Genomic DNA, 24,776 nt, shown 5'->3' with positions numbered 1-24,776 from the left:
CACCTGGTCGGTGCGGGGCGACGTCGCCCTGGGGCGACGTTGTTCCCGGGGCATGCGGTCGCCCTCCGCCGGGTACGCGGGGACGGGACGAGGTGTGGAGAGGGGAACAGATGGGCCGGGCGAAGGTGGTCGTGGTCGGCGGCGGGTTCGGCGGGGTCTACGCGGCCCGCCGGCTCGCGCGGGCCGACGCGGACGTCACGCTGCTCGACCGCACCACGACGTCGCTGTTCCAGCCGCTGCTCTACCAGTGCGCCACGGGGCTGCTCTCCGAGGGCCAGATCACCACGCCGCTGCGCTCGCTGATGCGCCGGCACCGCAACGTGCGGGTCGTCCTCGGCGAGGCCTGCGACCTCGACGCGACGGCGCGGGTGCTCACCGCCCGCCGTCCCGACGAGACGACCTTCGACCTGCCCTACGACCACCTCGTCGTCGCCGCCGGGATGCGCCAGTCCTACCTGGGCCACCCGGAGTTCGCCGTGCACGCACCCGGGATGAAGACGATCGACGACGCGCTGGCCATCCGGCGCCGGGTCATGGCGGCGTTCGAGATGGCCGAGACGCTCCCGGACCCCGAGGACCGGGCGGAGTGGCTGACGTTCGCGGTCGCGGGCGGTGGCCCGACCGGCGTCGAGCTGGCCGGGCAGATCCGCGAGTTCGCCCTGCACGCCATCGAGCACGAGTACCGGCAGATCGACCCCACCGAGGCGCGGGTGCTGCTCTTCGACGGCGGCGACCGGGTGCTGAAGGCGTTCGGGCACAACCTCACCACCAAGGCGCAGGAGGCTCTCGACCGGCTGGGCGTCGAGACGGTGTTCGGCGTGCACGTCACGGACGTCGACGACCGCGGGATCGTCACCACCGCGAAGAGGCCGGGACCCGACGGGCGGCGGGAGCAGCGCCGCTACGCCGCGCGGACGGTGCTGTGGACCGCGGGGGTCGAGGCGGTGCCGTTCCTGCAGACGGTCGCCAAGGAGACCGGGGTGACGCAGGACCGCCAGGGCCGGATCCCCGTCGAGCCGGATCTCACCGTCGCGGGCCACCCCGAGATCCGGGTCGTCGGCGACGTGATGAGCCTCGACGGCCTGCCGGGCATCGCGGAGGTCGCGATGCAGTCCGGGCGGCACGCGGGCGAGGACGTCCGGCGGATCCTCGTCGGGCAGCCGCCGCGGACCTTCCGCTACCGGGACCTCGGCAACGCCGCCTACATCTCGCGGCGGCACGCGCTGCTGGAGAAGGGCCCGGTGCGGCTCGACGGGTTCGTCGGCTGGCTGCTCTGGGGCGCCATCCACATCGCGTTCCTGGCCGGCGTCCACAACCGCTTCACCACGCTGCTGAGCTGGGCGACCGCGCTGGCCGCGAACCGCCGCGGCGAGCGCGTCTACCCCGTCGGCGACCCGACGACCGCCGAGCGGCCGTACACCGAGGAGTACGTCCGGGAACGATGAGCGAGCGACGCCCCCGCCCGGTGGGTGCGGCGAGGACGCCCTGCCGCCCGTGGTCGGGCCGGCGACGCCATCCCCACGGTCAGGCCGGGGCCGGGATCCGGCGCAGCGTCAGGGCCAGGACGAGCGCGCCGGCGAGCAGCACGGTCAGGTAGCCGACCACCCCGGTCCAGCCCGCGTGGTCGAACACCACCCCGCCGACGGTGCCGCCGACGCTGCTGCCCGCGTAGTAGCCGAACAGGTACAGCGACGAGGCGATGCCGGGCGACCCCTCCGCGAGCATCGACGACCGGCGGCCCACCCAGCTGCTGGCGAGCGAGTGCCCGGCGAAGAAGCCGACGGTGACCAGGATCAGCCCGACCAGGACGGTCGGCAGCCAGGCCGGCGCGGTGACCCACGCGCCGGCGACGGCGACGGCGATCCCGACCCACATGACCTTCCGGCGGCCGAACCGGTCGCCGAGCCGGCCCGCCGCCGTCGAGGCGTACGACCCGGCCAGGTAGCCGAGGAAGATCAGCGCGACGAGCGCCGCGGGCAGCCCGAACGGGGCGCGCAGCAGGCGGAAGCCCAGGTAGTTGTACAGGGTCACGAACGCGCCCATCAGCAGGAACCCGATGCCGAACAGGCACAGCAGGCCCGGGTCGCGCAGGTGCCGCACGATCGGCACGCCGAGCTCGCCGAGGCGGACCCGCGGGGCGGCCGGGGCGACCGACGGCGGCAGCAGCAGCCGGAAGGCCACGGTGCAGAGCAGTGACACGATCCCGACGGCGAGGAGCGCGAGCCGCCAGCCCGCGACGTCGGCGACCGCGGTAGCGATGAGCCGCCCGGAGAGCCCGCCGATCGTGTTGCCGGCGATCAGCAGCCCGACCGCGCCGCCGAGGTGCCGCGGCGCCACCTCCCGGGTCACGTGGGACATCGCCAGCGCCGGCAGCGCGGCCAGCGCGACCCCCTGCAGCGCGCGGATCCCGACGAGCACCGCGAAGCTCGGCGCGAGCGGGGCGAGCAGCCCGAGGACCGCCGACGCGGCCAGCGCGACCGTCATCACGCGGGCGCGGCCCCACGCCTCGGCCACCGCGGAGAGCGGGACGACCGCGAGCGCGAGGGTCAGCGTGGTCGCGGAGAGCGCGAGGCTGGAGGTCCCCGAGGAGACGCCGAACTCGTCGGCGAGCGTGGGCAGCAGTCCCTGCACGGCGTAGACCAGGACGAACGTCGCCAGCCCGGTGCACCACATCGCCAGCCCGAGGCGGCGGTAGCCCGGGCTGCCGCGCTCGTGGCCGAGGGCGGACGTGAGGGGGGAAGGCGCGGTCGTTGTCATCGACAACGACCGTACGACCAGCACCAGCATGCGTCCAATGCATCTGATCCGGTGCAACGATGCAGGAATGGATGAGTCGTTGGTCCTGACCGCGCTCGCACCCCGGTTGCGCTGGTTCGTCGCCGTCGGGCGGGCCGAGCACGTCACCCACGCCGCGGACGAGCTGGCTGTGCCGCAGTCCACACTCTCCCGCGGGATCGCCCGTCTCGAGCGCGAGCTGGGGACCTCGCTCTTCGTGCGCAGCGGCCGCACCGTGCGGCTCACCCGCGAGGGCCGGCTGCTGCTGCGCTACGCCGAACGGTCCCTCGCCGAGCTCGCCACGGGCGCCCGCGAGCTGGCCGGCGAGGTGGACAGCGTGCACGGCCGGATCACGCTGGCCTTCCTGCCGACCCTGGGCGCCGAGGTGGTCCCGCGGGTGATCGGCGAGTTCCGCGCGCGGCACCCCGGCATCCGGTTCGACCTGGTCCAGGACGCGCACGCGGTCCTGCTGCAGCGGCTGCGCGCCGGCGAGGCGGACCTCGCGCTCACCTCCCCGCTGCCCGAGGAGGCCGGGCTCGCCGCCCAGCCCCTCGGCGAGGAGGAGCTGCGGCTCGCGGTGCCCGCCGACCACCCGCTCGCCGCCCGCCGCGGGGGCATCCCGCTGGCCGACGCCGCGGGCGAGGCCTTCGTCGGCTTCCTGCCCGGTTACGGCCTGCGCACCATCGTCGACGCCTGGTGCCGGGAGGCCGGCTTCACCCCGCGGCTGGCGTTCGAGGGCGGCGACACGGCGACGCTGCGCGGGTTCGTCGGGGCCGGGCTCGGCGTGGCCCTGCTGCCGGTGTCGCACCGCGAACCGCCGCCCGGCGTCGTCGAGATGCCGCTGACCAGCCCGCGGACCAGCCGGGTGATCGGCGTGGTGTGGCCGCGGGACCGGCCCGCCAGCCCGCCGGTGCGGGCGCTGCGGGGCTTCCTGCTGCACCGGGAGGCGCCGTTGTTCCCCGGCTGAGTGCGCGCGGTGGGAGGGCTCCCGCGTGGGCGGGGGCCGACGCCGGCGACAGGGTGCGTGTCACGACCCGCCCTGCCGGCCCAGCGTCTCGACGGGGGCCGCACCGGGGCGGATCCACTGCGGGACGGGACGGCCGGTCGACCCCCAGGTGGCGTTCCCGTCGGCGTCCGTCCGCCAGGACCAGCAGGCCTGACGTCCCTCCGGCCAGCCCTCGGGCGTGTCCTCCCAGGCCTCGCCGCGGCCGTAGGGCGTCATGTCCAGCAGGCCGAGGGACGCGTTGACCCGCTCGTTGCCGCGGCCCGTCGTGGAGTAGGTGAGGAAGGTGCGGTCGCCGTCGCGCAGGTAGCTGGTGAGGAACCCCATGGGGCCGCCGGCGGGCCCGTCCACCCCGCGCACCGAGTACCAGGGCTGGGTGTAGCCCATGAACCCGACGTAGGCGGCCACCTCGTCCCACCGGCCGGTGGTCAGGACGGCGAACGAGACGCCGCGGGCATGGAGGTAGGACGCGTCCTGCAGGTGCCACGCCGTGGTGGTGCAACCCTCGCACTGGCCCTGGTGCGGCGCGCCGTCCCACCACATGTGCTTGTAGACCACGAGCTCCTCGCGGCCCTGGAACAGGTCCAGGAACGGGACCGGTCCGCCGGCTCCCACGACCTCGACCGTCCCGTCGAACTCCACCATCGGCAGCCGGCGGCGGGCGGCCGCGAGGGCGTCGCCCGCGCGGGTGTGGGCCTTCTCTCGGACGAGCAGCTCGTCCCGGGCCGCCTGCCAGGTGGCCAGGTCGACGACGGGCGGGTGGCCGGGCAGCGCGGTGGTCGGGTCGCTCGGTGTGGTGGTCATGGGTTCCTCCGTGGTGTCCGGTGCCGTCCCGCGTCGCGCGTCTTCGTGCTCCACGAGGACAGACCGGCGATGCGGCCGGTACTCATCGCGGGCACCCGGACGCACCCGCCACCGCCCGACGGGGGGTGGGCCGCATGAGAGGCTCGGGACCATGGTGATCGACGACGAGGGCCGCCAGGTCGACGTCCCGGCGAGGGTCGAGCGGATCGCGTCGATCGTGCCGTCGCTGACCGAGGCGGTCGGGGCCACGGACCGCTCCCGGCTCGTCGCCGCCACGGACTGGTGCACGCACCCCGCGGACCTCGACGTGCCGCGGGTCCGCGGCACCAAGAACCCGGACGTGGAGGCGCTCGTCGCGCTCGCGCCGGACCTGGTGCTGGCCAACCAGGAGGAGAACAAGCCCGGCGACCTGCAGCGGCTGCGCGAGGCCGGGCTCGCGGTCTACGTCACCGACATCCGGACGGTCGACGGCGGGCTGGACTCGCTCGGCCGCATGCTCGCCGCCTGCGGGTTCACCGAGCCGGCGTGGCTCGCCGAGGCCCGCCGCCTCTGGGCCGCGCTCCCGGAGCCCGCCGAGCGGCGCCGCGCGGTGGTGCCGATCTGGCGCAAGCCGTGGATGGCCTGCGGCTCGGACACGTTCACCGGCGCGGTGCTCGCCCGTCTCGGCGTGGACAACGTCCTCGCCGACTCCCCCGAGCGCTACCCGCGCTTCGACCCGGCCGACCTGCCCGCCCACGATCTCGTGGTGCTGCCCGACGAGCCGTACCTCTTCACCGCCGACGACGGCCCCGAGGCCTTCGCCGCCCCGTCCGTCCTGGTCAGCGGCCGCCTGGTGACCTGGTACGGGCCCAGCCTGGTCGAGGCGGCGCGGGTGCTGCCGCAGGCGCTGCGCGGCTGAGGCACCGGTCGCCTCGAGGCATCGCCGGGTTCATCCCACCCGCCCGGATCGACCCCGACCCACACCACGACGGCGCCCGGTGGCCGAACGGCCGCCGGGCGCCTCGCTCCGTGCGTGGCGTGCTACTTCCCGAACACGTCCTTGGCCGCGTCCTTGACCTTCTCGCCGGCCTGCTTCACCTTGCCGGAGGCCTGGTCGCCGCGGCCCTCGGCCTCGAGACCCTCGTCGTCGGTCGCCCGGCCGACGCCCTCCTTGGCCTTGCCCTTCAGCTCCTCGGCCTTGTTGTCGATCTTGTCGTCCATCGCCATGGCTCACTCCTTCGCGTCGCGCCAGTAAACCCTCGTGGGGCCCTGCACGACGGGCTTACCCACCGGGCCGGCTCCCGGAACGTCGCCACCGGGTCACCGACGGCGGCCGCCCGTCCCGCGCAGGTACGGTCACGAACATGACCGACGACGCGGGGGTCCTCGTCCGCCGGCAGGGTCCGGTCGGGCGGCTGACGCTGGACCGGCCCGGCGCGCTCAACGCACTCACCGCCGGCATGATCCACACCCTGCTCCGCACGCTCGAGGGGTGGGCGGACGACCCGGCGGTCACCGCCGTCGTGGTCGACGGGGCGGGGCCGAAGGGGCTGTGCGCGGGCGGCGACGTCCGGTTCCTGGTCGACGACGCGCGCGACCCGGCGAGCCGCGGCCGGGCGGGTGCGGCGATGCTGGCCGAGGAGTACCGGCTCGACGCCCTGGTCGCGCGGTACCCGAAGCCGTACGTGGCACTGATGGACGGCGTGGTGATGGGCGGCGGCGTCGGCATCTCGGCGCACGGGTCGGTCCGGGTCGTCACCGAGCGGACGGTGCTGGCGATGCCGGAGGTGACGATCGGCTACGTGCCGGACGTCGGCGGCACCTGGCTGCTCTCGCACACGCCCGGCGAGCTGGGCACGCACGTCGCGCTGACCTCGGCGCGGCTCGGCGCGGCCGAGGCGATCGCGTGCGGGCTCGCGGACCGGCAGGTGCCGTCCGACCGGCTCCCGGAGCTGATCGACGCGCTCGTCGCGGGCGGCGAGCCCGCCGGGGTCGTCGACGCGCTGGCCGTCGACCCGGGCCCGGCCCCGCTGGTCGCCGACCGAGACTGGATCGACACCTGCTTCGCCGCGGACACCGTCCCGGAGATCCTCGCCGCGCTCCGGCAGAGCGACGAGCCCGGGGCCCGCAAGGCGGCCGACGCGCTCGACCGGGCGGCGCCGCTCGCCCTCACGATGACCCTGCGCGCACTCCGGTCGGCCGGCACCGAGACGCTCGAGGAGGCCCTGGCCGCGGAGTACGTCACCAGCCGGTGCAGCATGCGCTGGCCGGACTTCCCCGAGGGCGTGCGGGCGCTGCTGGTGGACCGCGACGGCGCGCCCCGCTGGTCGCCTGCCACCCTGGACGGGGTCACCGGCGAGGTCGTGGAGCGCTTCCTCGCCGGTGCCCTCGACACCGATCCCGAGCTAGGTCTCTAACGGCTCGCCTTCAGCAGGTCGGCGCACTTCTCGCCCACCATCATCGTGGTGATGTTGGGGTTGATCGCGGGCAGGAAGGGCAGCACCGAGGCGTCGGCGACCCGCAGGTTCTCCACCCCGCGCACCCGCAGCTGCGGGTCGAGCGGCGCCTTCGGGTCCGTCGCCGGCCCCATCTTCACGGTGCACGCCGGGTGGTAGACGGTGTTGTGCGTCCTGACGACGTAGTCCTCGATCTCGTCGTCGCGCACGGCCTCCGGCCCGGGGGCCAGCTCGCGCGCCACCCATTCCTTGAGCGCGGGCTGCTCCGCGATCCGCCGGGCGAGCCGGATGCCTTCCGTCATGACCCGCATGTCGTGGCCGTCGGGGTCGGTGAAGTAGCGCGGGTCCACCCGGGCGCGGTCGCGGAAGTCCCGGCTGCGCAGCCGCACCGTGCCCCGGGACCGGCCGCGGGTGACGTTCGGGGTGAGGCAGAAGCCGTTGTCGGTCGTCGGGTAGCCCCAGCGCACGGTGTTGAGGTCGAACGGCACCGACCCGTAGTGCATCATCAGGTCCGGCCGGTCCAGGCCCGGCAGCGTGCAGTGGAACAGCCCGATCTCCCACCACTGCGTCGAGCGCTCGACCATCGGCCGCCCGGCGTCCCACATGACCAGGCCCTCGACGTGGTCGTCGAGGTTGGCCCCGACGCCCGGGGCGTCGACCAGGACCTCCACGCCGAAGTCCGCGAGGTGCTCGGCGGGCCCGATCCCGGAGAGCATCAGCAGCTTGGGGGTGTCGATCGCGCCCGTCGAGAGGACCACCTCGCGGGCCGCCCGCACGATCTGCCGGCCCGGCCCGATTCCGCGCTGGTACTCGACGCCGGTCGCCCGCTTGCCGTCGAAGACCACCCGGGAGGCCCACGAGTCGGTGCGGACCTCCAGGTTCGGCCGCGTGCCCATCACCGGGTGCAGGTAGCTGACCGACGCCGACGAGCGGGTGCCGTCCGGGAACGAGTTGATCTGGAAGAACCCGGCGCCCTCGGTGACGGTGACGCCCTCGTTGAAGCGCACGGTCGGCAACCCGACCCCCGCGCAGGCCTCCAGGACCGCGACGCCGCACGGATCGTCCGGCGGGACCTGCATGATGTTCACGGGTCCGGAGCGGCCGTGGCCCTCCCACGGGCCGTCGTTGGTCTCCAGGCGGCGGATCAGCGGCCAGCACTCGTCGGCCGACCACCCGTCGCAGCCGAGCGACGCCCACTCGTCGAGGTCCTCACGCGGGGTCCAGAACGCGATGCACGAGTTGTGCGAGGAGCACCCGCCGAGCACCTTGGCCCGGGCGTGCCGCAGGAAGGAGTTGCCGTGCTCCTGGGGCTCGACGAGGTAGTCCCAGTCGTAGCCGGAGTCGAGCAGGTACATCCAGTCCTCGAGGCGGAGGATCGCCGGGTCCCCGACGTCGGACGGCCCGGCCTCCAGCAGGCACACCGTCACCGCCGGGTCCTCGGACAGCCGGGCGGCGAGCGCACAGCCCGCGGATCCTCCCCCGACCACCACGTAGTCGAACGTGTCACCCCCGCCGGTGCCCGGCGCCTCCCCGATGTGCGCTCCCGTCACGGCAGCTCCCCCTCCATCTGCTCCATCTGCTGGGCCATGTGCTCGGGCAGCGTGCCGAGCTGGTGGCGCCCCTTGAGCCGGAACCACACGAGCCCGACCAGGGCGACCGCCCCGATGAAGAGGAACGCGATCCAGCGCAGGACGCCCGAGCCGTAGACGTCGGCGCGGGGCCAGGCCAGGTTCAGTGCCATCGCCGCGCCCCACAGCACGGCCAGGACGTTGATCGGCAGCCCGAGCCTGCCGAGCGAGAAGTAGCCGGTCGTGGCCCCCTCGGGTCCCGGCCACTGCCCACGGAACCGCTTGACGAGCATCGGCACCGTCACGAGCAGGTAGGCCACGTAGATCATGATGACTGCGACGCTGGTGACCGCGGTGAAGATCGCCGGGGTGCCGATGTTCACGGCCAGGATCAGGACCGCGACGACGCCGATGAGGATCGCCGGGACGACCGGCGTCTTCCGCTTCGGGTCGATCCTCGCCAGCCGCGCGCCGCCCGGCAGCGCGTTGTCGCGGGCCATCGCGAACATCAGCCGGATGCCCGCGGTGTGGACGGCCAGCGCGCAGACGGTGATCGCGACGACGATGCAGACCAGGAACACCTTGCCGAGCGGGCCGCCGAGGGCCTGCAGCACGATGAGCTGCAGGCCGCCGGACGCCGTCCCGAGCGCCGGGTCGTCGAGGTTCGGGGCGGCCAGGATGCCGAACAGCAGGATGCACCCGCCGATGAGGAACGACGCGATCACCGCGCGGAGGATGGCGCTCGGCGCCGTCTTGCGCGGGTCGACCGTCTCTTCGCCGAGCGAGCTGGCCGTGTCGAAGCCGTACATGACGTAGGCCGAGGCGATGGAGGCCACCAGGAACACGCCGAAGTAGCCCCCGGGCTGGCCCGCGCCGATGTCCTTGGTGTCGAAGAAGACCGACGGCGGGTTCATGATGTTGAACGCGAGGACGACCACCAGCAGGATCGCGGCGATCAGCTCGATGAACACGCCCGTGCTGTTGATCCGCGCCATCAGCTTCACGCCGAACGCGTTGACGAGTGTCGTGAACAGGATGAGGATCGCGCCCCAGATGACGGCGCTGTACCCGAAGTCCGTCGGGTTGCTGCCGTCGCCCACCAGCTGGAAGCCGGACCAGATCTGCGGAAGCGTGACCTGGTAGGCCAGCACCACGGCGGCGAGGGTGACCACGGACGCGGTGAACATCATCCAGCCCGCCAGCCACGAGACCGTCGGGCCGGCCAGGCGTTTGGACCAGTTGTAGACCGACCCCGCGACCGGGTAGCGGCCGGCGAGCTCGGCGAAGCAGAGCGCCACCATCAGCTGCCCGACGAACACCATGGGCCAGGACCACCAGTACACCGGCCCGCCCAGCCCGAACCCGAAGTAGAACAGCTGGAAGGTGCCGGTGAGGATCGAGATGTAGCTGACCCCGGCGGCGAAGCTGGCGAACTTGCCGATGCTGCGGTCGAGCGACTGGCTGTACCCGAACTCCGAGAGTCCGTGGTCGTGCTGCTCGTTCTCCCTCGTGCTCACCCAGGCTCCCTACGTCCGTGCCGACGATCAGCCCTTGAACCACCCCTGCGGCGCGGGGGCGGTGTTCTGCCACACGTGCTTGGCCTCCTGGTACTCGTGGAGACCGGCGTGCCCGAGCTCACGGCCGTTGCCGGAGCGCTTCATCCCGCCCCACTCCGCCCCGGGCACGTACGGGTGGTAGTCGTTGATCCACACGGTGCCGTGCCGCAGCGCGGAGGCGACCCGGTGCGCGCGGCCCATGTCCTGCGTGAAGACCGCACCCGCGAGGCCGTACTCGGTGTCGTTGCCCAGCTCGACGGCCTGGTCCTCGGTGGTGAAGCGCTCGACGGTGAGGATCGGGCCGAAGGTCTCCTCGCGGATCACCCGCATGTCGCGCGTGACGTCGGTGAGCACCGTGGGCAGGTAGAAGTAGCCCTTGGCCAGGGCCGGGTCGTCGGGGCGGGCGCCACCGCAGACGACCGTCGCGCCCTCCTCCCGCGCCGCGGCCACGAACCCCTCGATCTTGGCCCGGTGCGCCTCGGACACCAGCGGCCCGACCTCGACGCCCTCCTCCAGACCGTTGCCCAGCCGGATCCGGCCGGCGCGCCGCGCGATCTCGGCGACCAGGTCGTCGTGCAGGGAGTCCTCGACGATGAGCCGCGCGCCCGCCGAGCACACCTGCCCGGAGTGCAGGAACACCGCGAGCATCGCGTAGTCCACGGCCAGCTCGAAGTCGGTGTCGGCGAAGACGATGTTCGGGTTCTTGCCGCCGAGCTCCACGGCCGTGCGCTTGATCGTCTCGGCCGAGGCGCGGATGATCGCGCGGCCCGTGGCGAGGCCACCGGTGAAGCTGACCATGTCGACGTCGGGATGGCCGGTCAGCGGGGCGCCGACCGTGGGTCCGTCGCCCAGCACGATGTTGACGACGCCGGCGGGGACCCCGGCCTCCTCGCAGAGCCTCACGAGGTGGATCGACGTCAGCGGCGTGACCTCGCTGGGCTTGATCACCATCGTGTTGCCGGCGGCCAGGGCGGGCGCGACCTTCCACGACAGCTGCAGCAGGGGGTAGTTCCACGGCGTGACCAGCGCGCACACGCCGACCGGCTCGTGCACCACCCGGCTGACGACGGTCGGGATGCCGGTCTCGACCAGCCGTCCGGCGTCCTTGTCGGCCAGGTCGGCGTAGTAGCGGAAGACGGCCGTCACGTCGTCGACGTCGATGCGGCTCTCGGTCAGCGTCTTCCCGGTGTCGAGGGTCTCCGTGTGCGCGATCTCCTCCTTGTCGCGCACGAGGAGGTCGGCGATCCGGCGCAGCAGGGCGCCTCGCTCGGGTGCCTCCGTGGTGCGCCAGGGGCCGGTGGTGTCGTCGAACGCGCGGCGGGCGGCGGCCACCGCGCGGTCCACATCGGCCGCCGAGGCCTGGTCCACCGACCGCACCACCGAGGCGTCGAAGGGGTTCACCACCTGGGCGGACCCGCCCGACCCGGAGGTCCACCGGCCGTCGACGAAGAGGTCTGGCACGGCGGAGAGAGTGCTCCGAACCCGGTGCATGGTCAAGCAGGTCGGACAAGACGGGCCGTATAGTTCCGTCATGAGCAACACGGAGCGCCCGCGCGACGGGGGCGTGCAGTCCGTGGACCGCGCCATCACCGTCCTCGAGATCCTGGCCCGCCGCGGGGAGGCCGGGGTCAGCGAGGTGGCCGCCGAGCTCGAGGTCCACAAGTCCACCGCCTTCCGGCTGCTCGGTGCGCTGGAGGACCGGGGGCTCGTCGAGCAGGCCACGGACCGCGGCAAGTACACGCTCGGGTTCGGCCTGATCCCGCTGGCCGGCGCCGTCTCGGGCCGACTCGACGTCACGCGGTCGGGGCGTGAGGCCTGCGAGCGGCTGGCCCAGGAGTTCGGCGAGACGGTCAACATCGCCGTGCTGCAGGACGCGCACGCCGTCAACGTGCACCAGGCCCGCGGCCCGTCGACCGTGCTGACCTACAACTGGATCGGCCGCATCACCCCGCTGCACTGCACCTCGAGCGGCAAGGCGCTGATCGCCTGGCTCGGTCCGGCGGACCTGAACCCGCTGCTCAAGGAGGTCCTCGAGCGGCCCGAGCAGTTCACCGAGAACACCCTGACCACCCGGGAGGCGGTGGACGCCGACCTGCGCCGGGTGCGCGACACGGGGTACGCGGTCGTCGTCGAGGAGTACGAGATCGGACTCAACGCCGTCGCCGCGCCGATCCGCGACCAGACCGGCGGGGTGTGTGGCGCCCTGTCCCTCTCCGGTCCCAGCTACCGCCTCCCGCCCGAGCGCCTCGACGACCTCGCCCCCACCGTCGTCACCGCCGCCCACGACATCAGCCGGCGGATGGGGTGGTGGGAGACGGGGTGAGGCCGCGCGGCGGGTCCCGGTCGTCGGGCGACGCGCGGTACCGCCGCGATCAGGCCAGGCGGGCCTGGACCCAGTGGTGGAACTCGGCGATGTGGTGCTCGCTGGGGACCAGCGCGCCGCCGCGGGCGTAGACGCGGCTGGACATGGCGGGCTGGGTGCGCTCGCAGGCGGCGAAGTCCTGGGCGTTGACCCGGTGGAACAGCTCCACCGAGCGGTCCAGGTCCCCGCCGGACCCCACGACCTCGGGCAGGAACAGCCAGTCGCACTCCACCAGCGTGCGGTCCGCCGCGACCGGGGTCATCCGGTGCACGATCACGTGGTCCGGCACGAGGTTGACGAACACGCCGGGGCGGATCGTGATGGCGTAGTACCTGCGGTCCTGGTCCTCGGCGATCCCGGGGATCCGGGCGTGCCCGGCCGAGCCGTCGACCGTGAAGCCCTGCACCTGCTCGCCGAACTCCGCGCCGTGCCCCACGTAGTACTGCGCGGCGTACCCGTCGGCGAACTCCGGCAGCACCTCGGTGAGCTCCGGGTGGATCGTCGCGCAGTGGTAGCACTCCATGAAGTTCTCGACGATCAGCTTCCAGTTGGCCGCCACGTCGTAGGAGAGGCGGCGGCCGAGGGCGAGGTTCTCGATGCCGTAGTGGTCGATCGACTCGACGTCGCCGAGCCGCGTCACCACCGCGCCCATCACCTCCTCCTCGAACGACGGAGGCTCCTCCGCCACGCAGACCCAGACGTAGCCGAGCCACTCCCGGACCGCGACGGGCGCGAGGCCGTTGGCCGACCGGTCGACGTCCGGCATCCGGGTCAGGTTGGGGGCGGCGATCAGCCGGCCGGTGAGGTCGTAGGTCCACGCGTGGTACGGGCACTGGAGCTTGTTGCGCACCTGCCCCTCAGGCTCGACGCAGAGTTGCGCGCCCCGGTGCCGGCAGACGTTGAAGAAGGCGCGGATCTGCGTGTCCCGCCCCTTCACGACGACGACGGACTCCCGCCCCACCTGGACGGTCCGGTAGCTGCCGGGGCCGGTGAGGTCCGCCGCGAGGACGACGCACACCCACCCCGCCTCGACGATCCGCTCCTGCTCGGCCGCAAAGATCGCGGGGTCGGTGTACCAGTGCCCCGGCAGGGTGGGCACGAGGCTGCTGCCGGAGGCGGAGCTCGCGGAGCCGACCATCGGACCGGAGGCGGAGCTCGCGGAGCCGACCATCGGACCGGAGGCGGAGCTCGCGGAGCCGACCATCGGACCGGAGGGGGAGCTCGCGGAGCCGACCATCGGGCTGCTCGTGGGGGATTCCTCGACGGCGGTCATGGGCGGAGGCGCTTTCCCTCGGGGTCGAACAGGGGCTCGGCGGCGACGACGCCGGGCAGGCGGGCACCGAAGTACTCGACGGCCACGGCGGTCCCGGGTGTGGCGAGCTCGGCCGGCAGCCAGGCGTAGGCGATGCCGGCGTCGATCGTCGGGCCGTAGGCCGCGCTGGTCACGTACCCGACGGGGGTGTCGCCGGAGTAGACCGGCTCGGCCCCCGTGACGACGTCGGCCGGGTCGTCCATCAGCACCGGGACCAGCCGTCGGCGGGGCCCGGCCGTCCGTTCGGCCGACACCGTCGCCGCGCCCGGGTACTCCCCCGGCTTCACGGCGAACGCGAGCCCGGCCTCGGCGGGCAGGTCCTCGCTGGTCATGTCCACGCCGCTGGCCCGGTAGCCCTTCTCCAGGCGAAGGCTGGTGAAGGCGTGCCGGCCCGCGGCGACCATCCCGTGCCCGGCACCGGCGGCCCACAGCGCGTCCCAGAGCGCGAGGCCCTGGTCGGCGGTGGTGTAGAGCTCCCAGCCCAGCTCGCCGACGTAGGACACGCGCAGGGCGAGCACGGGAACCGCGCCGATGTGGATCTTCTTCGCGCGGAAGTAGCCGAAGGAGAGGTCGTCGGAGCTCACCGACGAGAGGACGTCGAGCGCCCGGGGGCCCCACAGCCCGACGCCGCAGGTCCCGGCGGTCACGTCGCGCACGGAGACCCCGGGTGGGGCGAGCCGGCGCAGCCGGTCGACGTCCACCTCGCCGTTGGCCCCGACCTGGAAGAGCTCCTCGTCCAGGCGGGTCACGGTGAGGTCGGAGAGCACGCCTCCGGTCGCGGTGAGCATGAGGGTGTAGACGACCCGGCCCACCGCGACGTCGACCTTGTTGGTGGTCAGGCCGTCGAGGAAGGCGCAGGCACCGGGCCCGGACACCTCGACGCGGGTCAGTGGCGTCATGTCGTAGAGCCCCACGCGGTCCCGCGTCGCGAGCGCCTCCGCGCCCGCGATCGGCGACCAGTTCCTCGCCGCCCAGCCCTCGCGGGTGGGGATCCGGGCGACGTCGGGCAGCCCGGCGTTGGACTCGAACCACAGCGGCCGCTCCCAGCCGCCGATCTCGGTGAACACCGCCCCGAGCTCCTGCTGGCGCAGGTGGAACGGGCTGGTGCGCATCGGGCGCGGTCCGGCCGGCGGGTCCAGCGGGTGCACGATGTCGTACACCTCGACGAAGTTCCGCGCGGCCCGCTGTGCGACGTGGGCCGGCGAGCGCTGGGCCTCGGTGAAGCGGTTGAGGTCGCAGGCGTGGACGTCGAGCGACGGGTGCCCGTCGACCAGCCACTCCGCGAGCGCGCGGGCGACGCCGCACGAGTGCGTGACCCACACGGCCTCGGCGACCCAGTAGCCCTGCAGGTCGGGGTGCTCGCCGAGCAGCGGCATGCCGTCGGCGGTGAAGGAGAACACGCCGTTGAACCCGTGCTCGACCTCCACGCCCTGCAGCGCGGGCAGCAGCGCCTGCGCGTCGGCGTAGGCCGGCGCCCAGTCCTCCGGCGTGAAGTCGAACGACGACGGCATCTCGGTGTGCGTCGGCAGGTTCGCCGGGTCGATCGGGATCGGCCGGTGGGCGTAGGAGCCGATGCCGAGCCGCTCGCCGTGCTCGCGGAAGTACAGGTCGCGGTCCTGGTGGCGCAGGATCGGCGCGGTGGCCTCCCGCGCGCCCAGGTCCCGCAGCCCGGGGACCGGGGCGGTGCGGGCGTACTGGTGCGCCATCGGCAGCAGCGGGGTCGGCAGGTCGACCAGCGCGCCGGTCAGCGGGCCCCAGAACCCCGTGCACTGGACGACGACGTCCGCCGGAAAGGTGTCCTGGCCGGGCCCGCCGGTGGTCTCCGTCCGGACGCCGGTCACCCGGCCCCTGTCGCGCAGGATCTCCACGACGCGCTGCTCGCCGAGGAACCGCGCGCCGCGGGCGATCGCCCGCCGGGCCTGGGCCTCGACGGCGCGCGGGGCCTTGGCGAGGCCGTCCGTCGGGATGTGCAGGCCGGCCAGCACGTTCCCGGCCGGTACGAGCGGGTGCAGCGCGGCGCACTCGTCCGGGCCGACGACGGCCGACGCCACGCCCACCGAGCTCAGGAACCCGTGCCGGCGCCACAGCTCGTCGACGCGGGCGGGCTCGGTCGCGACCTCCAGGCCGCCGACCTGGTTGAAGCACCACCGCCCGTCGAGGTCGAGGGAGCTCAGCTTCTCGACGGTGTACTGGGCGAACCGGGCCATCGTCCGCGAGGGGCTGGCCTGGAACACCAGCCCGGGCGCGTGCGAGGAGGAGCCGCCGGGGAGGAACAGCGCGCCCCGGTCGAGCACGGTGACGTCCGTCCAGCCCCGCTCGGTCAGCTCGTCCGCGACGGCGGCCCCGACGACGCCGGAACCGATGACCACCACACGAGGGCTCACGAGGCGACGGACCGGCGCGCGCCGGCGGGCAGGTGCGGGACCTTCTCCGACAGCTTGACGTAGACCGCGCCGTCCTCGATCACCACGGTGTGGGTGCGGACCGGGTACTGCGCGACGAGCCCGTCGGCCTCGCCGGTGCGAAGGTCGAAGATCGCCGCGTGCAGGGGGCACTCGACGGCGCAGTCCTCCACGAACCCGTCGGCGAGGGAGGCGTCGGCGTGGGTGCAGGTGTCGTCGACGGCGAAGAGCTCGCCGTCGTCGGTGTGGAAGAGGGCGACGGGCGGACTGCCGGGCAGGTCCGTGAGTCGCAGGGCGGTGCCGCGCGGGAGATCGGCGAGCTGGCAGGCGAAGTTCATGTGCCGCGTCCTCGAAGGCCGGGTGACAGGCTCTGTGCGTACTGCGAAACATTCAGCACGACACGCAACACGGTGAAGGGAGACCTCGCCCGCTGTCAAGGTCGGGAAGCGTGTCGGATCGAGGTCGCCCGTGAACGATCCGGCGCGGAAAAGCGCCGGTAACAAGGGTTGGGCCGGACGGCCGAGCAACACGAGGTGGCGGCGCGGCTGCCGGGCGGCCCGGCAGCGCCGCCGCCTGGCGGCCGGCGCGGGGCGCAGAGGCCCTCGAAGGCACGGCAGGAGGGGCCGCGGCGGCGGCTGGGGAACGTGCACCCGTCCGCGTTCGGGGCGCGGACCGGGCGGGACCGGGGGCGCCCGCCCCGACCGGTCGACGGGCCGGGGCGGGCGGGCACCGCGGTCGGTGGCCGTCAGCGGGCGCGGCGGCCCCGGTTCCAGCCGCCCAGGATGCCCAGGGCGTCGAGGAGGCCGGAGCTGAACTTGCCGAGTGCGCGTCCGAGGTTCTTCACGTGCTTCCTCCGAGATGTGTACGGACCGGGGGGCGGACACCCACACGGTCTCAAAAGGGTGACGGCCGTGCGCCGGTGGGGGCCACGGGTGGGTGTAGGCCGTGACGGGGGGTTCGCACCCCGACACCGCTGGTCCCCGGCCGGGCGGCGGCGCGCGTGCCGCCGGCCGGGTCCGGCGCCGGTGCGGGCCGCTGCGGTGGGCACACGCCACGGATCGCCGGGCGGCACGGCGGGTGTCGGCGGGGGGCGGCGCAGGACGGGGACGGGTCGGCGTGGCGGTCGGCGCAGGAGGCGGCGCGGTGGGCGGCCGGGATGCGATGCTGGCCCCCGGAACCCGGAGATCGAGAGCAGGAGCGCACGTGACCGTCACCGTCGTCGTCGGCAACCCGAAGCCCGCCAGCCGCACCCTCCAGGCCGGCACCGCGCTGGCCGAGAAGCTCACCGGCGCCGCACCCGACCACGTGGTCGACCTCGTCGAGCTGGGCCCGGGCCTGCTCGGCTGGGGCGACGAGGCCGTGGCGGCCGCGGTCAAGACGGTCCAGGAGTCGTCGCTGGTCGTGTTCGCCAGCCCGACCTTCAAGGCGACCTACACCGGGCTGCTCAAGCTCTTCCTCGACCAGTTCGCGGGTGGCACCGGGCTGCAGGACGTCGTCGCCGTGCCGCTGATGCTGGGCGCCGGGCCGGGGCACGCCATGGCGCCCGACCTGACCCTCAAGCCGGTGCTGTCCGAGCTCGGTGGCACCTGCGCCCTGCCCGGCCTCTACCTGATCGACGCGACGTGGTCCGAGGCACCCGAGCTCGACGCCTACGCCGAGCGCTGGAAGCCGGTGGCGACCGCCCTCATGGCCCTGCGGTGACCGCTCCGGCCGACCCGGCGGTGGCCGCGCTGCGCGAGCTCGGCTCGCAGCTCGACCGCACCCTCGCCGACCTCGCCGAGGCCCGCCGGCGGGTCGACCAGCTCGAGCGCCTTCGCACCGGCGGGCTGAGCTGGCACGAGATCGTCACGCAGGAGGAGCGCCCGCTGGTCGTCGAGGCCGTGACGCGCGCGCTCGACGACCTCGGCAGCGCCGGCGGCCGGTTCCGCCGCGAGGAGGCGCGGGCCCTGCAGCGCGAGCAGGTGTCGATCACCCGGATCGGCAAGCTCTTCGGGGTGAGTCGGCAGCGGGTGTCGGCGATCCTGCACGAGCCGCCGCGCGCCCCGCGGTCGGACGGCGGTGTCAACGCCGGTCGGTGATCTCCACGCCGAGCGCCGCGAGGAGCAGGGCCCCCACCGGTACCAGCTGGTCGGGCCCGATCCGGCAGCCGCGCAGGGCGAGCGGGCCGCGCAGGTCGTCGACGGTCGAGCCGTGCAGGTCCGTGCCGGTCAGCCGGGCGTCCTCGAAGGAGGCCTCGCCGAGGTCGCAGCGCAGGAACGCGCAGTCCTGCGCCGTGAAGCGGTAGAGATCGGCGCCGCGCAGCGACGTGTCCTCGACGTGCAGGAACGTGCCCTTCGCCATCCGGAAGCGGGCCAGGTCGGCGCGGCAGCCGGAGATCCGGACGTCGTTCAGCCCGGCGCCGTTGAGCTCCGCACCGGTGAACCGGCAGTCGGTGAACGTGACGCGGGTGAACACGGCGTCGTCGAGCACCGCACCGGAGAGGTCGCAGCGGTGGAACTCGGTGTCCCGGCAGTGCAGGCCGCTGAGCGTCCGGCCGGCGAGGTCGACCCCGGAGAACCGGCACTCGTGCAGCCGCAGGTCCGCGACGTGCTCGGGCAGGACCAGGTCCGGGCCGGCCCCGACCCCGTCCCACAGGTCCCCGGTCTCCGGCGGCCCGGTCGCCACCTCGTACGACGACGGGAGGTCGGGCGGGTCGGGAAGGGTCTTGGTCGTGCGCGACGAGCGGGTCGTGCGGGTCCGGCGAGCCACGCCGCGACGCTACCGGGGCGCTCCGGCCGCTCCCGGCGGTGCCCGCAGCCGGGCCCGGCAGGAGCATCTGCTCGCACGCCCCGCCCCGACCGGCCCCTCGACCACCCCGGGCGGGCACGAGGACGGCGGACGGCCTCGTGCGTCAGCGCACGGTTCCCGCACCCGGCCGGCGGGCGACCCGGCGGTGACGCAGGACCGCGAGCGGACGGACCAGGAGGGCGAGGACGCAGAGGCCCAGCACGACGGCGGCCGGGGCGCCGGCGGAGACCGCCGCGAGGAGGCCTCCGGCGAGCACCACCATGACCACCGCGGCGACGACGGCGAGCCGCACGGAGGGGTCGTCCGCGGCACGGGCGCGCGGCCGCGGGACAGGACGGGTGGACGGCGCCAGGCAGGCCCGGCGGAGCACCCGGAACTCCCGGACCGCCGGCCTCGCGTTAGCCATGTCTAACAGCTACCCCCTGCCTGCCCTACAAGACAAGCGGAATCTCAATTTCGGACACGTCTCACACCCCGGGAACGCCCAGCACACGGTCCAGGTAGGCGTTGCGGAAGCGCCCCTCGGGGTCGAGCCGGTCGCGGAGGGCGACGAACGCGTCGAAGCCGGGGTAGAGCCCGCGGAGCTCGGCGGCAGTCCGGCTGTGCAGCTTGCCCCAGTGCGGACGCCCGTCGAGGGCGGTCATCACCGACTCGACGGCCCCGAAGTACGCCTCGTGCGGGCGGCCGCGGGCCACGTGCACGGCCAGGTACGCGGTGTCGCGGTCGGATGCCGTGGAGAGCGGGACGTCGTCGGCCGCGGTGACCCGCACCTCGACCGGCACCGTGACGTCGACGGCGTGCCGCGCGGCGGCCGTCCGCAGCCCCGCGAACGCCTCCCCCAGCGCCTCGCGCGGCACGGCGTACTCCATCTCCAGGAACCGCACCCGCCGCGGGCTGCAGAACACGCGGTAGGAGCGGTCGACGTACTCCGCGGCGGCCATCTGCCCCGCCATCAGGCGGTTGAGCCGGGGCACCAGCGCCGGCACCCGCGCCCCCAGTCCGCAGGCCACGGCGAAGCCCGCGTTGCCGAGCAGCTCGTCGCCGACCCACTCGGCGGCCCATCCGCGCCGCGGCGCGTCCGCCTCGGTGCGGTTGTTGCGCTTGAGCACGGCGAGCTCGGTGTGCGGGAACCAGTAGAACTCGACGTGGTCGTTCGTGGCGGTGAGCGCGTCGAGATCCTCCAGGACCTCGGCCAGCGGGAGCGCCCGCTCCACGGCGTGCAGCCGGAACGCGGGCACGGTCCCCAGGGTCACCGAGGTGAGCACGCCCAGGGCGCCCAGCCCGACGCGGGCGGCGTGCAGGACCTCCGGGTTCTCGTCGGCGGTGCAGCGCAGCGGCGACCCGTCGGCCAGCACCATCTCCAGGCCCCGGACCTGCGCCGCGAGGCCGCGGAAGCGGGCGCCGGTCCCGTGCGTGCCGGTGGAGATCGCGCCGGAGATCGTCTGCGCGTCGATGTCGCCCAGGTTCGGCAGGGCCCGCCCGTGCGCCCACAGGAGCGCGTTGAGCGCGCGCAGCGACAGCCCGGCGGGCACGGTCGCGAGGTCCCCGTCGAGGACCACCGACGGCGCGGAGGGCGGCCGGACCGCGACCCCGTCGGGCACCCCGATCCCGGTGAACGAGTGGCCGCTGCCCAGCGCCTTGACCCGCAACCCGTCCCGCGCGGCGGCCTTCACGGCCTCGGCGACCTCGCCGCCGTCGCGCGCCGCGACGACCCGGACGGGCCGGGTCCGCTGGTTGCCGGCCCAGTTCCGCCAGGTCACGGGGTGCTCAGCCGACGGTGCCGGCGAGCAGCGGCTCGAACGGGACGTCCGGGAACTTGCGGATCACGACGTCCATGCGCCACTTGTTGCTGAACACCGCCAGCCGCACCCCGTCGCTGCGCGTCAGCACCTCGCACTCGGACTGCGAGGCGAGGGCCAGCTCGCCGGCCTCGTCCGTGACCCGGGCGACCTGGTAGGGCAGGTGCTCGAGGGTGATCGGGGCGGAGAACTCGGACGCCATCCGCGCGGCCACGACGTCGAACTGGAGGGGGCCGACGGCGGCGAGCACCGGCGCCTGGTCGCCGCGGCGCTCCGAGCGCAGCACCTGGATCACGCCCTCGCCGTCGAGCTGCTCGATGCCGCGGCGGAACTGCTTGCTCTTGCCCGCGTCGGCGCAGCGGGCGACGGAGAAGTGCTCGGGCGCGAAGCTGGGGATGGCCGGGTAGTGCACCGGCTCGGCGGCGTAGAGGGTGTCGCCGGGGCGCAGGGCGTTGGCGTTGACCAGGCCCACGATGTCGCCGGGGAAGGCCTCCTCCACGGTGGTGCGCTGGTTGCCGAACACCGACTGCGCGTACTTCGTGGCGAAGGGCTTGCCCGTGGCGGCATGGGTGAGCACCATGCCGCGCTCGAACCGCCCGGAGTGGATCCGCAGGAACGCCATCCGGTCGCGGTGCGCCTTGTCCATGCCCGCCTGGACCTTGAACACCAGGCCGGACAACGGGGCGTCGAGCGCACGCGGGCGGCCCTCGGCGTCCTCGCGCTCCGACGGCGACGGGGCCAGCTCGACCAGTGCGTCGAGCAGCCGGGCGACGCCGATGTTCGACAGCGCGGCCCCGAACAGGACCGGGGTCGCGGTGCCGGCGAGGAAGTCCTTCTCGTCGAACTGCGCGCCGATCTCCTCCAGCAGGGCGATCTCGTCCTGGGCGGTCTGCCAGAACTGCGGCTCCTCGGCGGCGATCACCTCGGCCGGCACGACCTCGGCGGTGGCCCGGGTCGCCCCGCCGGCCGCGCGGGTGTAGCGGGTGAACTCCCCGGTGGCGACCTCGATCAGCCCGCGCAGCTCCCCCGCGACGCCGAGCGGCCACGTGACGGGCATGGGCCGCAGCCCGATCCTCTGCTCCACCTCGTCGAGCAGCTCCAGCGGCTCGCGACCGGGGCGGTCCCACTTGTTCACGAAGGTGAGGACGGGGATCTTGCGCGAGCGGCAGACGTCGAACAGCTTCAGCGTCTGCGGCTCGAGGCCCTTGGCGGCGTCGAGCAGCATCACCGCGGCGTCGACGGCCGCGAGCACGCGGTAGGTGTCCTCGGAGAAGTCGCCGTGGCCCGGGGTGTCGAGCAGGTTGACGACCGCGTCCTTGTACGCGAACTGCAGCACCGCGCTCGACACCGAGATGCCGCGCTGGCGCTCCATCTCCATCCAGTCCGAGGTGACGCCCTTGCGCCCGGACTTGCCGTGCACCGCACCCGCGGAGTCGATGACCTCGGCGTGCAGGGCGAGCGCCTCGGTGAGCGTCGACTTGCCGGCGTCGGGGTGGCTGATCACGGCGAACGACCGCCGCCGCCCGGCCTCCGCGAGCACGTCCCCCGCAACGGCCGATCCGACCTGCACCACCTGCGCACTCCCTCCGCCGCGGCCCCGGTGGCACGCGCCGTGATCCAGGGTAACCGCCGGTCAGGCGTGCCCGGCGGGCGCGGGGACAGGGCGGGGCGTGTCGTCGCGCACCGGTCGAGCGGTCCGGGGCCTTCCGCTCCGGACGTCCGGGCTGTCACGATCGCCCGATGGGGTCGCTCCTCGAGCGCGCGGCGGAGCTCGAGGCGCTGGAGGGGGCGGTCGCGGGGGCGGCCTCCGGCGCCGGCTCCGTCGTGCTCGTGGCCGGCGAGGCCGGCATCGGCAAGACCAGCCTGGTCCGGGCGTTCGCGGCCCGGGTGTCCGGTCGCGCCCGGGTGCTGGCCGGCGCGTGCGACGACCTGTTCTCCCCGCGCCCGCTCGGCCCGTTGCGGGACGCGGCGCGGCACCCGGAGGCCGGCCCGCTCGCCGCGGCGGCGCGGTCGGGCGACCGGGAGACCGTGATGGGCGCCCTCCTCGAGGAGCTGGCCGGGCCCGGGGCGCCGACCGTCCTGGTGGTCGAGGACGTGCACTGGGCCGACGAGGGGACACTCGACGTGCTGCGGCACGCCGGGCGCAGGGTCCCCGACCTGCCCGCGGTCCTCGTGCTCACCTACCGCGACGGGGAGGCGCCGCCCGGCCACCCGCTGCCGTCCCTCCTCGGCGCCCTCACCGGGCCCGCGGTCCATCGCCTCGCCCCGGGCCCGCTGTCACCGGCCGCCGTCGCGCGGCTCAGCGCGGGCACGGGCGCCGACGCCGCGGCGCTGCACCGCTCCACCGGCGGGAACCCCTTCTTCCTCACCGAGGTCATCGCGTCGGGGGCCCCGGCGGACACCCCGCCCGCCACGGTGGTCGACGCCGTGTTGGCCCGGATCCGGACGCTCGACGAGCCCGCCCGGGAGGCCCTGGACCGGCTCGCGGTGGTGCCCGGCGGGGTCGAGCTGTCGCTGGCCCGGGCGCTGGTCGACGACCTCACCGTGATCGCCGAGGCGGAGCGCCGCGGGATCCTCGAGGTCCGGCCGACGGCGGTCGCGTTCCGGCACGAGCTGGCCCGCCGGGCCGTCGAGGACGCCCAGCCGGTGCTGGGCCGCATGCGGCACCACGCCCGGGTCGTCGCCGCGCTGCTCGCCGCGCCCGGGCCCGACCTCGTGCGCGTCGTGCACCACGCCGTGGCCGCGGGCGACGAGCGCGCGGTGGCCGAGCACGGGCCGGAGGCCGGCGCGCAGGCCTGCCGGGCCGGCGCACAGACGGAGGGCGCGCGGCTCTACGCCGAGGTGCTGCGGGTCGCGCACCTGCTCGACGAGCCGACCCGGATGGCCGTGCAGGACGCCTACTCGTGGGCCCTGTTCCATGCCGGTGCCGGGGAGGGGGTGCGCGCGGCGGCCGAGGCCGTCCGGCTGCGGGAGGGCGGCGATCCCCGGGCGCTCGCGCACGCGCTCGCCGTGCTGTCCGTGCAGCAGTGGTCGGACCAGCAGCCGGCCGCGGCCCTCGCGTCGGCGACGCGTGCGGCCGGGCTCACCGAGGCCGGGGACGGCCCGGAACGGGTCTTCGCCCTCACCCACCTGGGCACCCTGCTGGTCAACCTGGACCGTGAGGCCGAGGCGCTCGCACCGCTGGAGGAGGCGCTGGCCGTCGCGGCGCGGGCGGGCGGGCGGACGCCGCCAGTGCCGCTGGTGTTCCGCGGCCGGGCCCGGATGGCGCTCGGCGACTCGGACGGCTACGCCGAGGCACGCCGCGGGCTCGCCCTCGCCCGGGAGGCGGGCGACCAGGACGCCGCGATGATGGGCTACCTCAACACCGCGATCGCGCTGTGGCAGCAGGGACGGTACGACGAGATGGACGCGCTGCTGGCCGAGCGTGAGGAGTTCGGGCGCGGCCGGGACTTCCCGTTCTTCGACCACGCCTGCCGCTCCTACCGGCTGCGGCTGCGGGCCCTGCACGGCGACTGGGCCGCTGCGGAGGCCGGCTACCGGGCGATCCTCGAGCGGTCCGGCGGCCGCGGTGTGCTGCTGCGCTACTGCCTGCCGGGGCTCGCCCTGCTCGCCGTCCGCCGGGGCGACGACGACGCCCCGCGCCTGCTGGCCGACGCCCTGACCTACGCCGAGGACTCCGCCAGCGCCTTCCAGCGGCTCCCGGTGCTCGCGGCGGCCCTGGAGCACGCCTGGCTCACCGGCCGGCCCGCCCCGGCGCACGTCGCCGCCGCCCGTGACCTCCTCGCCCGCACCGACCGGCCGGGCCGGGAGCGGGAACGCGCCGATGTCCTGCGCGCCCTCGCGCGGCTGGGCGAGCCCGTCGTCGCCTTCCGGGGCTGCCCCGCCGAGACCCGGGCCGCCCTGCGCGGCGACCGGCTCGGCGCCGCGGAGGGCTGGGCCGCGATCGGCGCGCCCTACGAGCGGGCGCTGGAGC

Annotated in this window: 21 protein-coding genes; 8 read left to right on the top strand and 13 right to left on the bottom strand. The window is 74.6% G+C overall.

Going from position 1 to position 24,776, the window contains the following annotated elements; translation table 11 throughout:
• Window positions 1-110: 110 nt before the first annotated feature.
• Complete coding sequence (locus LWC35_RS11820; protein ID WP_232870116.1) at window positions 111-1,445, top strand: NAD(P)/FAD-dependent oxidoreductase; 1,335 nt, start codon at window positions 111-113, stop codon at window positions 1,443-1,445.
• A 79-nt stretch (window positions 1,446-1,524) separates the two neighbouring features.
• On the opposite strand, the gene LWC35_RS11815 is transcribed toward LWC35_RS11820, so the two are convergent.
• Window positions 1,525-2,757, bottom strand: a complete 1,233-nt coding sequence (locus LWC35_RS11815) for an MFS transporter (protein WP_232870115.1) — start codon at window positions 2,755-2,757, stop codon at window positions 1,525-1,527.
• 67 nt (window positions 2,758-2,824) lie between these two features.
• Between LWC35_RS11815 and LWC35_RS11810 the strand changes: the two genes are divergently transcribed.
• The gene (locus LWC35_RS11810; RefSeq protein ID WP_232870114.1) at window positions 2,825-3,742 is read left to right on the top strand and encodes a LysR substrate-binding domain-containing protein; all 918 of its coding nucleotides are present in this window, start codon (window positions 2,825-2,827) and stop codon (window positions 3,740-3,742) included.
• 60 nt (window positions 3,743-3,802) lie between these two features.
• On the opposite strand, the gene LWC35_RS11805 is transcribed toward LWC35_RS11810, so the two are convergent.
• Window positions 3,803-4,582, bottom strand: a complete 780-nt coding sequence (locus tag LWC35_RS11805; protein ID WP_232870113.1) for a DUF899 family protein — start codon at window positions 4,580-4,582, stop codon at window positions 3,803-3,805.
• A gap of 151 nt (window positions 4,583-4,733) precedes the next feature.
• On the opposite strand from LWC35_RS11805, the gene LWC35_RS11800 reads away from it, so the two are divergent.
• Window positions 4,734-5,480 carry a helical backbone metal receptor gene (locus LWC35_RS11800; protein WP_232870112.1) on the top strand — a complete coding sequence of 249 codons (747 nt, stop codon included), beginning with the start codon at window positions 4,734-4,736 and terminating at the stop codon, window positions 5,478-5,480.
• A 122-nt stretch (window positions 5,481-5,602) separates the two neighbouring features.
• Here the strand turns inward: LWC35_RS11800 and LWC35_RS11795 are convergent, their stop codons facing one another.
• Complete coding sequence (locus LWC35_RS11795) at window positions 5,603-5,788, bottom strand: CsbD family protein (protein ID WP_232870111.1); 186 nt, start codon at window positions 5,786-5,788, stop codon at window positions 5,603-5,605.
• 137 nt (window positions 5,789-5,925) lie between these two features.
• Between LWC35_RS11795 and LWC35_RS11790 the strand changes: the two genes are divergently transcribed.
• Window positions 5,926-6,978 carry an enoyl-CoA hydratase/isomerase family protein gene (locus LWC35_RS11790; protein ID WP_232870110.1) on the top strand — a complete coding sequence of 351 codons (1,053 nt, stop codon included), beginning with the start codon at window positions 5,926-5,928 and terminating at the stop codon, window positions 6,976-6,978.
• Here the strand turns inward: LWC35_RS11790 and LWC35_RS11785 are convergent.
• The 3 genes from LWC35_RS11785 to LWC35_RS11775 are packed head-to-tail and all read right to left on the bottom strand — an operon-like array spanning window position 6,975 to window position 11,602.
• A complete protein-coding gene (locus LWC35_RS11785; RefSeq protein ID WP_232870109.1) occupies window positions 6,975-8,567 on the bottom strand; it encodes a GMC family oxidoreductase in 1,593 nt (530 codons plus the stop codon). The two genes, LWC35_RS11790 and LWC35_RS11785, sit on opposite strands and share 4 nt — an antisense overlap.
• Window positions 8,564-10,102, bottom strand: a complete 1,539-nt coding sequence (locus LWC35_RS11780; RefSeq protein WP_232870108.1) for an APC family permease — start codon at window positions 10,100-10,102, stop codon at window positions 8,564-8,566. The genes LWC35_RS11785 and LWC35_RS11780 overlap by 4 nt, the downstream gene beginning before the upstream one ends.
• 27 nt (window positions 10,103-10,129) lie before the next feature.
• Window positions 10,130-11,602 carry an aldehyde dehydrogenase family protein gene (locus LWC35_RS11775; protein WP_232870107.1) on the bottom strand — a complete coding sequence of 491 codons (1,473 nt, stop codon included), beginning with the start codon at window positions 11,600-11,602 and terminating at the stop codon, window positions 10,130-10,132.
• Window positions 11,603-11,672: 70 nt separating this feature from the next.
• Between LWC35_RS11775 and LWC35_RS11770 the strand changes: the two genes are divergently transcribed.
• Window positions 11,673-12,464: an IclR family transcriptional regulator gene (locus LWC35_RS11770; RefSeq protein WP_232870106.1), complete on the top strand. Its 792-nt coding sequence runs from the start codon at window positions 11,673-11,675 to the stop codon at window positions 12,462-12,464.
• A 49-nt stretch (window positions 12,465-12,513) separates the two neighbouring features.
• Here LWC35_RS11770 and LWC35_RS11765 read toward each other — a convergent pair whose 3' ends face one another.
• The 3 genes from LWC35_RS11765 to LWC35_RS11755 form a co-directional block, all read right to left on the bottom strand.
• Window positions 12,514-13,641: an aromatic ring-hydroxylating oxygenase subunit alpha gene (locus LWC35_RS11765; protein ID WP_232870215.1), complete on the bottom strand. Its 1,128-nt coding sequence runs from the start codon at window positions 13,639-13,641 to the stop codon at window positions 12,514-12,516.
• Window positions 13,642-13,772: 131 nt separating this feature from the next.
• Window positions 13,773-16,199 (bottom strand): GcvT family protein, encoded by a 2,427-nt coding sequence (locus LWC35_RS11760; RefSeq protein ID WP_232870105.1) that lies wholly within the window; start codon window positions 16,197-16,199, stop codon window positions 13,773-13,775.
• Window positions 16,196-16,555 carry a bifunctional 3-phenylpropionate/cinnamic acid dioxygenase ferredoxin subunit gene (locus LWC35_RS11755; protein WP_232870104.1) on the bottom strand — a complete coding sequence of 120 codons (360 nt, stop codon included), beginning with the start codon at window positions 16,553-16,555 and terminating at the stop codon, window positions 16,196-16,198. Before LWC35_RS11755 ends, LWC35_RS11760 begins: the two co-directional genes overlap by 4 nt.
• Before the next feature lie 865 nt (window positions 16,556-17,420).
• Here LWC35_RS11755 and LWC35_RS11750 point away from each other — a divergent pair.
• Together LWC35_RS11750 and LWC35_RS11745 are read left to right on the top strand one after the other, a co-directional pair.
• On the top strand, window positions 17,421-17,918 hold the full coding sequence (locus LWC35_RS11750) for an NADPH-dependent FMN reductase (RefSeq protein WP_232870103.1): 498 nt from the start codon (window positions 17,421-17,423) through the stop codon (window positions 17,916-17,918).
• Window positions 17,915-18,295 carry a hypothetical protein gene (locus LWC35_RS11745; RefSeq protein WP_232870102.1) on the top strand — a complete coding sequence of 127 codons (381 nt, stop codon included), beginning with the start codon at window positions 17,915-17,917 and terminating at the stop codon, window positions 18,293-18,295. The genes LWC35_RS11750 and LWC35_RS11745 overlap by 4 nt, the downstream gene beginning before the upstream one ends.
• Here LWC35_RS11745 and LWC35_RS11740 read toward each other — a convergent pair.
• From LWC35_RS11740 to LWC35_RS11725, 4 genes are all read right to left on the bottom strand, one after another.
• On the bottom strand, window positions 18,279-18,965 hold the full coding sequence (locus tag LWC35_RS11740) for a pentapeptide repeat-containing protein (RefSeq protein WP_232870101.1): 687 nt from the start codon (window positions 18,963-18,965) through the stop codon (window positions 18,279-18,281). The genes LWC35_RS11745 and LWC35_RS11740 overlap by 17 nt on opposite strands.
• Window positions 18,966-19,107: 142 nt before the next feature.
• A complete protein-coding gene (locus tag LWC35_RS11735) occupies window positions 19,108-19,410 on the bottom strand; it encodes a hypothetical protein (protein ID WP_232870100.1) in 303 nt (100 codons plus the stop codon).
• A 61-nt stretch (window positions 19,411-19,471) separates the two neighbouring features.
• Window positions 19,472-20,764 (bottom strand): D-arabinono-1,4-lactone oxidase, encoded by a 1,293-nt coding sequence (locus LWC35_RS11730; protein ID WP_232870099.1) that lies wholly within the window; start codon window positions 20,762-20,764, stop codon window positions 19,472-19,474.
• Between the two features lie 7 nt (window positions 20,765-20,771).
• The gene (locus LWC35_RS11725) at window positions 20,772-22,376 is read right to left on the bottom strand and encodes a peptide chain release factor 3 (RefSeq protein ID WP_232870098.1); all 1,605 of its coding nucleotides are present in this window, start codon (window positions 22,374-22,376) and stop codon (window positions 20,772-20,774) included.
• 167 nt (window positions 22,377-22,543) lie between these two features.
• Here LWC35_RS11725 and LWC35_RS11720 point away from each other — a divergent pair.
• A partial coding sequence (locus LWC35_RS11720) for an ATP-binding protein (protein ID WP_232870097.1) occupies window positions 22,544-24,776 on the top strand: 2,233 nt, incomplete at its 3' end.

The organism is Pseudonocardia kujensis, from assembly GCF_021283305.1.
GTDB classification, from domain to species: Bacteria; Actinomycetota; Actinomycetes; order Mycobacteriales; family Pseudonocardiaceae; genus Pseudonocardia; species Pseudonocardia kujensis.
The sequence above is the reverse complement of the archived record's forward strand: the minus strand, read 5'-3'. Positions and strand labels throughout refer to the sequence as shown.

Coding starts and splice junctions, on each gene's coding strand:
- LWC35_RS11790 (WP_232870110.1), top strand. CDS start 5,926: ATGACCGACGACGCGGGGGTCCTCGTCCGCCGGCAGGGTCCGGTCGGG.
- LWC35_RS11815 (WP_232870115.1), bottom strand. CDS start 2,757: ATGACAACGACCGCGCCTTCCCCCCTCACGTCCGCCCTCGGCCACGAG.
- LWC35_RS11810 (WP_232870114.1), top strand. CDS start 2,825: ATGGATGAGTCGTTGGTCCTGACCGCGCTCGCACCCCGGTTGCGCTGG.
- LWC35_RS11755 (WP_232870104.1), bottom strand. CDS start 16,555: ATGAACTTCGCCTGCCAGCTCGCCGATCTCCCGCGCGGCACCGCCCTG.
- LWC35_RS11805 (WP_232870113.1), bottom strand. CDS start 4,582: ATGACCACCACACCGAGCGACCCGACCACCGCGCTGCCCGGCCACCCG.
- LWC35_RS11770 (WP_232870106.1), top strand. CDS start 11,673: ATGAGCAACACGGAGCGCCCGCGCGACGGGGGCGTGCAGTCCGTGGAC.
- LWC35_RS11795 (WP_232870111.1), bottom strand. CDS start 5,788: ATGGCGATGGACGACAAGATCGACAACAAGGCCGAGGAGCTGAAGGGC.
- LWC35_RS11800 (WP_232870112.1), top strand. CDS start 4,734: ATGGTGATCGACGACGAGGGCCGCCAGGTCGACGTCCCGGCGAGGGTC.
- LWC35_RS11820 (WP_232870116.1), top strand. CDS start 111: ATGGGCCGGGCGAAGGTGGTCGTGGTCGGCGGCGGGTTCGGCGGGGTC.
- LWC35_RS11735 (WP_232870100.1), bottom strand. CDS start 19,410: ATGGCTAACGCGAGGCCGGCGGTCCGGGAGTTCCGGGTGCTCCGCCGG.
- LWC35_RS11765 (WP_232870215.1), bottom strand. CDS start 13,641: ATGGTCGGCTCCGCGAGCTCCGCCTCCGGCAGCAGCCTCGTGCCCACC.